Origin of the sequence: Bradyrhizobium sp. 137 (genome assembly GCF_023074095.1) — a bacterium.
Classification (GTDB): Bacteria; Pseudomonadota; Alphaproteobacteria; order Rhizobiales; family Xanthobacteraceae; genus Bradyrhizobium.
Genome location: NZ_JADPKU010000042.1, coordinates 261156 through 271450 on the forward strand (window position 1 = coordinate 261156; position 10295 = coordinate 271450).

The 10295-nt window shown below is 61.9% G+C and carries 10 protein-coding genes; all 10 read left to right on the forward strand.

Annotated features, from left to right (window positions below):
* Window position 1: 1 nt before the first annotated feature.
* Entirely contained in the window at window positions 2–406 is a 405-nt protein-coding gene (gene mce / locus IVA78_RS09085) for a methylmalonyl-CoA epimerase (protein ID WP_247277172.1), read from the forward strand.
* Between the two features lie 9 nt (window positions 407–415).
* The gene (locus IVA78_RS09090; protein ID WP_247277173.1) at window positions 416–691 is read left to right on the forward strand and encodes a DUF1467 family protein; all 276 of its coding nucleotides are present in this window, start codon (window positions 416–418) and stop codon (window positions 689–691) included.
* Between the two features lie 240 nt (window positions 692–931).
* Window positions 932–1279 carry a hypothetical protein gene (locus tag IVA78_RS09095; protein ID WP_247277174.1) on the forward strand — a complete coding sequence of 116 codons (348 nt, stop codon included), beginning with the start codon at window positions 932–934 and terminating at the stop codon, window positions 1277–1279.
* Between the two features lie 35 nt (window positions 1280–1314).
* A complete protein-coding gene (gene mtnK / locus IVA78_RS09100; RefSeq protein WP_247465030.1) occupies window positions 1315–2613 on the forward strand; it encodes an S-methyl-5-thioribose kinase in 1299 nt (432 codons plus the stop codon).
* Between the two features lie 156 nt (window positions 2614–2769).
* Entirely contained in the window at window positions 2770–4356 is a 1587-nt protein-coding gene (locus tag IVA78_RS09105; protein ID WP_247277191.1) for an ABC transporter substrate-binding protein, read from the forward strand.
* A 60-nt stretch (window positions 4357–4416) separates the two neighbouring features.
* On the forward strand, window positions 4417–5352 hold the full coding sequence (locus IVA78_RS09110; RefSeq protein WP_247277176.1) for an ABC transporter permease: 936 nt from the start codon (window positions 4417–4419) through the stop codon (window positions 5350–5352).
* Complete coding sequence (locus IVA78_RS09115) at window positions 5349–6170, forward strand: ABC transporter permease (RefSeq protein WP_247277177.1); 822 nt, start codon at window positions 5349–5351, stop codon at window positions 6168–6170. Before IVA78_RS09110 ends, IVA78_RS09115 begins: the two co-directional genes overlap by 4 nt.
* Entirely contained in the window at window positions 6167–7147 is a 981-nt protein-coding gene (locus IVA78_RS09120) for an ABC transporter ATP-binding protein (protein WP_247418450.1), read from the forward strand. The genes IVA78_RS09115 and IVA78_RS09120 overlap by 4 nt, the downstream gene beginning before the upstream one ends.
* The gene (locus IVA78_RS09125) at window positions 7140–8162 is read left to right on the forward strand and encodes an oligopeptide/dipeptide ABC transporter ATP-binding protein (RefSeq protein WP_247277179.1); all 1023 of its coding nucleotides are present in this window, start codon (window positions 7140–7142) and stop codon (window positions 8160–8162) included. Before IVA78_RS09120 ends, IVA78_RS09125 begins: the two co-directional genes overlap by 8 nt.
* Before the next feature lie 146 nt (window positions 8163–8308).
* Window positions 8309–10093 (forward strand): adenylate/guanylate cyclase domain-containing protein, encoded by a 1785-nt coding sequence (locus tag IVA78_RS09130; protein WP_247277180.1) that lies wholly within the window; start codon window positions 8309–8311, stop codon window positions 10091–10093.
* The last annotated feature ends 202 nt before the right edge of the window (window positions 10094–10295 follow it).

A 10295-nucleotide genomic window follows, 5' to 3' on the forward strand; every position in this document is an offset into this window, starting at 1 on the left:
GATGCTGGGCCGGCTCAACCATGTGGCGATCGCGACCAAGGACGCTGTCAAGGCGGCCAAGATCTATGGCGCGGCGTTCGGGGTGCAAATTTCGGAAGCCGTCGCGCTGCCCGAGCATGGCGTCACTACCGTGTTCGTGACGCTGCCTAACACCAAGATCGAGTTCATCGAGCCCTATGGCGAGGCCTCGCCGATCGCCAAATTCCTCGAGCGCAACGCCGACGGCGGCATTCATCATGTGTGCTACGAGGTCGTCGACATCATCGCCTCGCGCGACACCTTGGTGAAGGAGGGTGCGCGCGTGCTCGGCGACGGTGTGCCCAAGATCGGCGCCCACGGCAAGCCGGTGCTGTTCCTGCACCCCAAGGATTTTTCCGGCGCGCTGGTCGAGATCGAGCAGGCATAAGGCCGCCCCATGGCCATCCAGATATCGACCGCCATCGCGATCTACTTCGTCATCTGGTGGGTCGCGCTGTTCCTGACGCTGCCGTTCGGCGTGCGTAGCCAGCATGAGGACGGCGTCGGTGCGCCTGGCACCGATCCTGGCGCGCCAATCCTGACGCGGATGGGACGCAAGCTGATCTGGACCACGATCATCTCGGCGATCATCTATGGGCTAGGCATGATGGCCTATCACGCCGGCTATCTGTCGATCGAGCGCCTGTCGAAGATGATGGGAATGCCGTTTTAGCTTATCTCTCAACTGAGCGGGACTACCCAGTCTTGCGAGCGGTTTCCGTGCGGCCCATCCTTCGAGACGCCGGCCTTTGGCGGGCCCTCAGGGATGAGGACCGAGTGCGCGGTAGCAGTTCCAACGCGCGCCGATGTCCGTTAGCCTCATTCTGAGGAGACCGCGAAGCGGTCGTCTCGAAGGACGAGGCGTGCGCGCTCCTCTCGCCTGGAATTTTGTGCTTTTTTATTGGGGGGACGAATGACTTTTCAGCGGGTCGTTGTTGCGCTTCTGGTCCTGATCGTCGCCGGTCTCGGTGCCATCGGCTATGTCGAATGGAAGATGGCGGTGCAGGTGCGCACCCTGAAGGCGTTCGTCGAGGGCTACGTCTTCAACGAAGCCGTGATGGCCTGCGAGCAGGCCAAGAGCTCGACGCCGTTCAAATGGAACGGCGGCAAGAGCACGTCGGTGATCGGCCTGAACTCGGTCAAGCTCGACAAATACACCGTCAGCGCCAGCTACACCCTGGTGGCGGATAGCATCTATTGTGATTACGATCCGATCAAAAGAAAGGCCGAGATCGGCTCGAGCTTCCTGGAGCGGGAGTAACGATCCGGCCACGCCAAACATGGGATGGGATCGTTATGGTCGAGGCGCAGGCGGGGGACTACCGAATTCTGCATGAGGCGGCGTTGCGGGATTATCTCGCAGGCCTGCCGGAGCTTAGGGCACTGCTCGGCGGCGAGCCGCCATCCTGGGCGATCACCGAGGTCGGCGACGGCAATCTCAACCTCGTCTTCATTGTCAAGGGCAATTGCGGCGGCATCGCGGTGAAGCAGGCGCTGCCCTATGTCCGCCTCGTTGGCGAGAGCTGGCCGCTGCCGCTGTCGCGGGCTCATTACGAATACCTGGCGCTGTCGAAGCAGGCCCAGCTCGCGCCGGGCCTCGTGCCGGCGCTGCTGCATCACAACGAGGCACTGGCGCTCACGATGATGGAGCTGCTCGAGCCCCACATCATCATGCGCAAGGGGTTGGTCGCGGCAACGCAATATCCGCACTTTGTCGACGACATCACCACCTTCATGGCGAGGACCTTGTTCTTCACCTCCGACCTAGCGCTCTCCGCGGCCGAGAAGAAGCAGGGCATCGCGGCCTTCGCCGGCAACCATGCGCTGTGCAAGATCACCGAGGACCTGATCTTCACCGATCCCTACCGCATCGCCGAGCAGAACCGCTGGACCGCGCCGTATCTCGACGGCCTGGCGGCAAGCCTCCGCGATGACATGGAGCTGCATGTGGCGATCTCCCGCCTCAAGCTGAAGTTCATGGCAAGCCCCGAGGCGCTGATTCACGGCGACCTCCACACCGGCTCGATCATGGTGACGGAGAGCGAGACCCATGTGATCGACCCCGAATTCGCGTTCTACGGCCCGATGGGGTTCGACGTCGGGGCCGTGCTCGCCAACCTCCTGATGGCCTATTTCGCCTCCGCCGGCCACGAGCGCTCGCCGGGCGAGCGCGCCGCATTCGAAGTCTGGGTGCTGGAGACGGTCGAGCAGGTCTGGCGCGAGTTCGCCCGCAAATTCCTCGACCTCTGGCGCGCCGGAGCCGAAGGCGATGCCTTTCCCGTCTCGCTCTTTGCCGGCGAGCAGGGCGCCGCACGGCTGGAAGCCGAACGGCAGGCCTACATGCAGCGCCTGTTCGCCGACACGGTCGGCTTCGCAGCCGCAAAAATCATCCGCCGCATCTTCGGGCTCGCCCACAACATCGATTTCGAGCTGATCGCGGACCTGCGCACGCGGGCGATCAGCGAAGCCCGCGCCGTACGGCTGGCGCGGGCGATGATGGTGGAGGCGGGGGCGTTTGCAGCTATCGGCGACGTCACCAGTGCAGCGCGGAAACTGCGCGACTGGCAGCCGGAGTTCGCCGCCGGCCAGGCATGACGAATTTGGACCCGGTCGGCGATCCGGCTTCACCTCTCCCCACGGGAAGAGGTGAAGCCCGGATCGCATAGGTCATTCCTTCAAGGCGCTTGCATTCGACATGCTGTGAATGGTCAACTCGCCGATCAGAGCACGCCTACATTGGGGGGACACATGATGTTCAGGACAATGGCGATCGTTGCTGGCTTGGGACTGGCGCTTGCCGCCACGGCGGAGGCCCAGACACCGCGCAAGGGCGGAACCATCCGCATGACCGCGCCCTATGGCTCGAGTTTCACCAGCCTCGACATTCATACGACGCAGCGCGCGCAGGACGAGATCTACGCCAAGGCTCTGCACCGGTCGCTCTACATCTGGAATTCCACGGAAGGCAAGCCGGTTCTGGAGCTTGCCAAGGAGCACGTGGTCTCCGGCGGAGGCTTCGTTCACACCTTCAAGCTGCGGGACGACGCGTATTTCCACAATGGCCGCAAGATGACGGCCGACGACGTCATCTGGTCCTACAATCGGATCATGGACGGCACCAAGGCCTATCCCGGCGCGCGCTTCGTGCGCGTGATCGAGGGCGCGGCCGCGGTCGAGAAGGGGGAGGCCAAAGAGATCTCCGGCCTGAAGAAGATCGACGACTTCACCCTGGAAATGAAGCTGACTGAGAAGGTCGATCCGGGCTTTTACTTCTTCAACGCGCTGACCTCGATCTATCCCGCCGACGAGGGCGCCAAGGAAAGCTTCATCCAGAAGCCGATCGGTCTTGGACCCTTCAAGTTCGTCGAGCACGTGCCGGGATCGCGTATCGTCCTGGAGCGGTGGGACCGGTTCTACAAGCCCGGCAAGCCCTATGCCGACAAGCTCATCGTCTCGATCATGGGCGAAGCCGCGGCCCGCGATGTCGCTTTCCGCAACAAGGAGATCGACACGTCCGTGCTCGGGCCGGCGCAATATGTCGCCTATCAGGCCGACCCTGGCCTCAAGGGCACTATCGTCGAAGTCGCCGAGGTCTTCACCCGTCACATGGGAATGAATCCGACCTTCAAGCCGTTCGCCGACAAGCGCGTCCGGCAGGCGATCAACCACGCGATCGATACCGACCTGATCATCAACAAGCTCGTCAAGGGCAAGGCCTATCGCGCCACGAGCTGGCTGCCTCTGACCTCGCCGCTCTACGACAAGGCGATGAAGCCCTACGCCTTCGATCCCGCGAAAGCAAAGCAGTTGCTCGCGGACGCCGGCTATCCCACCGGCTTTGAGTTCGAATGGACGACCAGTCAGAACGAAAGCTGGGGTCTGCCGATCGTCGAGGCCATCATCCCGATGCTGGACCGCGTCGGCGTCAAGGTGAAGGTCAAGCAGGTCGAGACCGCAGTGTTGGCGGAGGTGATCCGCAAAGGCGACTTCCAGGCCTATGTCTATTCCATGGCGACAGGCCCGGATCCCCAAGCGGCGCTGAAATGCTTCTACTCGTCGACGCCGCAATCAGCTTGCAATTACACGTCCTTCAAGAACGCGGATTTCGACAAGCTGATCGACGAAGCCGGGCAGGCCGACGACGATGCAACACGCGACCAATTGCTCCGGAAGGCCAATGCTCTGCTCTATGAAGAGGCTCCGGTCTGGTTCTTCAACTACAACAAGGCGGTCATGGCGGTGCAGCCGTGGCTGAAGGGGATTCAGCTGAATGCGACGGAACTGACCCATCAAAATGTCGAGGACCTCTGGGTGGACGAGACGTCGCCCGCCAAGTGACCCGCGCTCTCACCCTCCCACCATCGCAAGAAGCGACGGAGGGAGGGAGGAACAGTTGCAATGCTCGCCTTCCTGATCCGCCGAATCCTGCAAACCGTTCCGACCGTGCTGGCCGTGGTGCTGGTGGTCTTCGTCCTGTTCAGCGTGGTCCCTGGCAGCATCGTATCGAGCATGAGCGATGACGGCCGCGGTGCAGCGGACCCGCAGGTCGTGGAGCGCATGAAAAAGCAGCTCGGCCTCGACGATCCCGTTTACATGCGCTTTGGCGCCTACATCGGCAAGCTTGCGACAGGTGATCTGGGGACCTCGTTCCGGACCCGCGAGCCGATCACGACCATGATCGCAAAACGGATGTGGCCGACGCTGCAATTGATATTCGCAGCCTTGACGTTTGCGATCGCGATCGGCGTTCCGCTCGGCTTTGTCGCAGCATTGCGACCGGGCGGCATCGTCGACACGGTCTCCATGGTCGTCGCCGTGTCGGGCCTTTCGATGGCCAAATTCTGGCTCGGGCTGCTGTTGATGTACCTGTTCGCCTTGAAGCTTGGCTGGCTGCCGAGCTTCGGCTATGGCGACGGCAGCCTCAAATATCTGATCCTGCCGGCCGTGACGCTTGGCGTCTCGCCGATGGCGCTGCTGGCCCGGACGACGCGCGCCGCCGTGCTCGAGATCATGACCGCCGATTTTGTCCGCACCGCGCGCTCCAAGGGCATGAGCGAGACCCGTGTCGTGAAGTGGCATGTGATGCGCAACGCGCTCGTCCTGATTCTCACGACAATGGGCCTGCAATTCGGCGCGTTGATGGGGCAAGCCGTCGTCGTCGAGAAATTGTTCTCATGGCCGGGCATCGGCTCGCTGCTGGTCGACAGTGTCCTCCAGCGCGACATTCCGGCCGTCCAGGGCTCAATTCTCGTGGTGGTGCTGTTCTTTCTCGCGCTCAATTTGCTGATCGACGTGCTCTACGGCGTGATCGATCCCAGGATCAGATACGCATGAAGCTCCGCGCCAATCTCGTCATCGGCGGCGCGTTGTTTGCGCTTGCGATCCTGGTCGGCCTGCTCGCGCCATGGCTGGCGCACACCGATCCGATCATGGACGCCAACCTCATGAATGCAGAGGAGGCGCCGAGCTGGACCTGGTGGTTTGGCACCGACGGGCAGGGCCGCGACATCTACTCCCGCGTCGTGTACGGCGCCCGCGTTTCGCTGACGGTCGGCATCGTCTCCCAACTCATCAACAGCGTCATCGGCGTGGCACTCGGCCTGAGCGCGGGTTATTGGGGCGGCTGGTGGGACGATGTCGTCAACGCCCTGACCAACCTCATGCTCGCGATCCCTTCGCTGATCTTCGCGCTGGCCATCATGGCGGTGCTTGGACCCGGCCTGACCAGCCTGCTCATCGCGCTCGGCTTGACCAACTGGTCCTTCACCTGCCGGATCGCACGGGCCTCGGCGCTGTCGCTGAGGAGCCAGGGCTATGTGCAGGCGGCAACCGTGCTCGGCTACGGCGATATGCGCATCATGATCACGCAGCTGCTGCCCAACATGCTCGGACCGATCGTCGTCATCGGCACGCTCGGCATGGGTAGTGCGGTCCTGTCCGAAGCCGCATTGTCGTTCCTCGGCCTCGGCGTGCGTCCGCCGTTTCCGAGCTGGGGCAGCATGTTGTCGGAAGCCCGCGACCAGATCACGACGGCGCCGTGGCTCTCGGTTTTCCCGGGCCTTGCCATCTTCCTGACGGTGCTCGGCCTCAATTTGCTTGGCGACGGCCTGCGCGACATTCTCGATCCACAGTCGCGGAGCCGGCGCACATGACGGGCTCGCCGCTGATCGAAGTCGAGGATCTGCGCATCGATCTCAACGACGGATCCCGCAAGGTCCCCGCCGTCGAGAGCGTTTCGTTCCGCATCGATCGTGGCGAGACCTTCGGTCTTGTCGGTGAATCCGGCTGCGGCAAGAGCATCACGGCGCTTGCTCTGATCGGCCTGCTGCGGCCGCCATTGTCGATCGGGGGCGGCGTCATCCGCTTTGAGGGGCGGGAGATCCAGCACCTTTCCGCCGCCAAACAGCGGGCGCTGCGCGGCAACCGCATCGCCATGATCTTCCAGGAGCCGATGACGGCCCTGAACCCGGTCTCGCCCGTGGGCCGGCAGATCGCCGAGATGTTCGTGCTGCACAAGGGCAAGAGCTGGCGGGAAGCCAATCAGCTGGCGGTGGATGCACTGGCGAGCGTCCGCGTCCCCGCGCCCGAGCGGCGCGTGAAGGATTACCCGCACCAGCTCTCGGGCGGCATGCGGCAACGCGTGATGATCGCCATCGCGCTGGCATGCGGTCCGGATCTCCTGATTGCAGACGAGCCGACCACCGCGCTCGATGTGACCGTGCAGGCGGAGATCATCGAGCTGATGCGCAATCTATGTGCCGAGCGGCGGACGGCCATCCTGATGATCAGCCACGATCTCGGCCTGGTCGCCAATGTCTGCCGCCGCGTAGCCGTCATGTATGCTGGCCGCATCGTCGAGGAGCGCGGCTCGGCCGATATTTTCCGCTCACCCTCGCACCCCTATACGCAGGGCCTCGTCGCCTCGCTGCCGCGGCTCGGCAGTCGCGCTGCGCTTGGCCGGACCAGACTCAAGGAGATCGCGGGCGTCGTCCCGGCGATCGCGAGCTTCCCGGACGGATGCCGGTTCAATCCGCGCTGCGCGCAGGCGACCGATATTTGCCGAACCACTGCGCCGGGGACGGATTTGCTGGGCGCCGGCGGTCTGGTGAGGTGTCACCATCATGCATGAGCCACAGGGGAGGCCGGACGACGATCTCATTCTCAGCGTCGAGGATCTCGCGGTGCATTTTCCACTGGGGGGCGGCTTGCTCGGCCGCGAGAGGCGGCTGCTCCGTGCCGTCGACGGTGTCGATCTCAGCTTGAGGCGCGGCGAATGCCTCGGCCTCGTCGGCGAGTCCGGCTCGGGCAAGTCGACGATCGCGCTCTCGATCCTCGGTCTCCTGACGCCGACGCGCGGCCGCATCGTGCTGGACGGGCAGGTCGTCACGAACAGGCAGTCCGCGGACCGCAAGGCGCTGGCTCGCATCGTGCAGATCGTGTTCCAGGATCCCTACGCCTCGCTCAATCCGCGCCAGACCGTCCGCCGCACGCTCGAAGATCCCTTGCGCGTCCATGGCGTGACCGCGAAAAGCGAGATCGAGGATCGCGTCGCGACGATGCTCAAACATGTTGGCCTACGGCCCGAGCAGGCCGACCGCTACCCGCATGAATTCTCCGGCGGCCAGCGCCAGCGCATCGGTATTGCGCGGGCGCTGATCCTCAATCCCAGGATTGTCATCTGCGACGAACCGGTCTCGGCGCTCGATGTCTCGATCCGCGCCCAGATCATCAATCTCTTGCTGGAATTGAAGGAGACGCTCGGTCTGTCCTACATCATGATCAGCCACGACCTTGGCGTCGTCGAGCACATGAGCGATCGCGTCGCCGTGATGTATCTCGGCCGCATCGTGGAGAATGGCCACTGGCGCGAGATCTTCGAACGGCCGGCGCACCCCTATACGCAGGCCCTGATCGCCGCCATTCCCGATCCCTTGCGCCACGCCCCGCTGGCGACGACAGGCGGTGACCTGCCCAATCCGCTCAACCCGCCGAACGGATGCGCGTTCAGCCCGCGCTGTCGTTACGCAGAGGCGGTGTGCCGGAGCGAGCCGGAGCCGACGCTGGAGACACGGCCGGACGGGCACGCGGTGAGGTGCTGGCGAAGTGACGAGATTGCCCATCAGACGTCATTGGCCGCGACGTAGCGGTTTGCTCAATGTCCGCTTCGATCCGAAAGCGGCGGAATGGCTTTGTTGCCGCGAATTGATGCAATGGGCCAACAGGAGACATTGGATGGGTGGGCATCCTGCTCGACTTGATGTACAATCGCGCGAGGCGTGGATCGTAGGCCATGGTGCAAGAACGGCCAATCGGGATCGAACGCAGATTATCAGCGATATTGGCTGCCGATGTCGCTGGTTATTCGCGGCTGATGCATACCGATGAAGAACCTACGCATGCCAAATTTGCAGCGCTCTTAGCTAACGCTGTCAACCCGGCAATTGCCGAACACCGGGGCCGTATCGTGAAGAATACCGGCGACGGATTCTTAGCGGAGTTTTCGAGCGCGGTCCAAGCGGTGCGGGCTGCCGTACAATTTCAAAAGCTCATCAAGGAACTTACGATAGGTGACGCTGACGAAACACGTATTGCTTTCCGCGTAGGCATTAACATTGGCGACGTCATCGTCGAGCCCCACGACATCTTTGGAGACGGCGTCAACAAAGCGGTACGGCTGGAGAGCATTGCAGAGCCGGGTGGCATATGCGTGTCTGCCTCTGTGTACGAACACGTCCGAGGTAAGGTCGATGCAGAGTTCGCCGATATTGGCGAACAACATCTGAAGAACATCGCTCACCCTGTTCGAGCTTATGCGATGATCCGGGATGGAGGTAACCGGGCATCAGAAACTGGGCGGACACGACAGGTTTCCCCACCTCATTTTTCCGTCGTTGTGTTGCCTTTTACCAACCTCAGCGGTGATGCTGAGCAAGACTACTTCGTAGATGGCGTGACCGAGAGCCTAACCACGGATTTGTCTCGCATCAGAGGCTCGTTCGTCATTGGCCGACACACAGCATTCACCTACAGAGGAAAGGTCGCTGACCTCAAACAGATCGGTCGCGAACTGAACGTCCGCTACGCACTCGAAGGTTCCATACAACGTGACCGCAACCGGTTGCGAGTGAACGTGCAGCTTGTCGAGACCGAAACAGGTAGTCACCTCTGGGCTGACCGGTTCGATAAACCCGTCGCTGACCTGCTCGACATGCAGGATGAGATCGTAGCGCGGCTGGCGAACACAGTGAATGCCCAGCTGATTGAGGCTGAGGCACGGCGAGCGGAAAACACGCCCAATCCCGACGCCATAGATTTGATTTTCCGGGGTCGCCATTCATTCAATGAGGGCCTCACGTCTAGCTCGCTGACACAAGCTCGCCTTTATTTCGAGCGGGCATTGACGATCGACCCTGAAAACGTCGACGCGAAAATCTGGATGGCGGCGGTCGATGTGACATCCTCATCGACCTTTTTGACTGACGACCTGCCTCTTCGTCTGGCAGCCGCAGAGACCATACTCCTAAAGGCGCTATCCCATGCACCGAGCCATCCCTTTGCACACTTGCTCTTAGGAATCGTCTTGATGCATACGAACCGCGCGGTTCAAGGGTTGGCAGAGTGCGAGCGAGCATTGGAATTAGATCGGAATTTTGCCGACGCCCACGCGATGATTGGTCTCGCTAAGTATATAATGGGTTGCGGCGCAGAGACAGAGGGGCACGTAAACCAAGCATTGCGCCTCTCTCCTCGTGACACTCTTGCCTACAGATGGCTGTCGCCGGTCGGGTTTTCCAAGTTGCAGGTCGGAGCAGATAACGAAGCAGTCGGGTGGTTCCTTCGCAGTATCGAAGTCAACCGAAATTATCCGCTCGTGCATTTTGGGCTTGCGGCTGCTCTCGCGCTACTTGGCAAGCTGAACGACGCGTACGCCGCCGCGAAAGCAGGGCAAGCGCTCGATTCCACATTTACGATTCGTCGCATGAAGAGCATGTCAATCGGCAATAATGCGACCTTTCTCGACGGAAGTAGGCGCATCCTGAAAGGGATGCGCGTGGCCGGGGTACCGGAGGGGTGATGTCCGGCTTCGGGTCAAACTGCGAAGAACTCAGGTTGAGCAAATCAGGCCCGCTCTAATGTAATGACCGGACTTTGGTCCGCCGATGCTCAATTTCGCAGATGGGTCGATTCTGTTGAAAAAGGCAGCTGTTGCGACGCAGAGATATCAGTGATTCAGTCTGTCTAATTGGCAGGACTGAAGATCATGATGGGGCATCGGC

Coding starts and splice junctions, on each gene's coding strand:
- IVA78_RS09115 (WP_247277177.1), top strand. CDS start 5,349: ATGAAGCTCCGCGCCAATCTCGTCATCGGCGGCGCGTTGTTTGCGCTT.
- IVA78_RS09090 (WP_247277173.1), top strand. CDS start 416: ATGGCCATCCAGATATCGACCGCCATCGCGATCTACTTCGTCATCTGG.
- IVA78_RS09105 (WP_247277191.1), top strand. CDS start 2,770: ATGTTCAGGACAATGGCGATCGTTGCTGGCTTGGGACTGGCGCTTGCC.
- mce (WP_247277172.1), top strand. CDS start 2: ATGCTGGGCCGGCTCAACCATGTGGCGATCGCGACCAAGGACGCTGTC.
- IVA78_RS09125 (WP_247277179.1), top strand. CDS start 7,140: ATGCATGAGCCACAGGGGAGGCCGGACGACGATCTCATTCTCAGCGTC.
- mtnK (WP_247465030.1), top strand. CDS start 1,315: ATGGTCGAGGCGCAGGCGGGGGACTACCGAATTCTGCATGAGGCGGCG.
- IVA78_RS09095 (WP_247277174.1), top strand. CDS start 932: ATGACTTTTCAGCGGGTCGTTGTTGCGCTTCTGGTCCTGATCGTCGCC.
- IVA78_RS09120 (WP_247418450.1), top strand. CDS start 6,167: ATGACGGGCTCGCCGCTGATCGAAGTCGAGGATCTGCGCATCGATCTC.
- IVA78_RS09130 (WP_247277180.1), top strand. CDS start 8,309: ATGGTGCAAGAACGGCCAATCGGGATCGAACGCAGATTATCAGCGATA.
- IVA78_RS09110 (WP_247277176.1), top strand. CDS start 4,417: ATGCTCGCCTTCCTGATCCGCCGAATCCTGCAAACCGTTCCGACCGTG.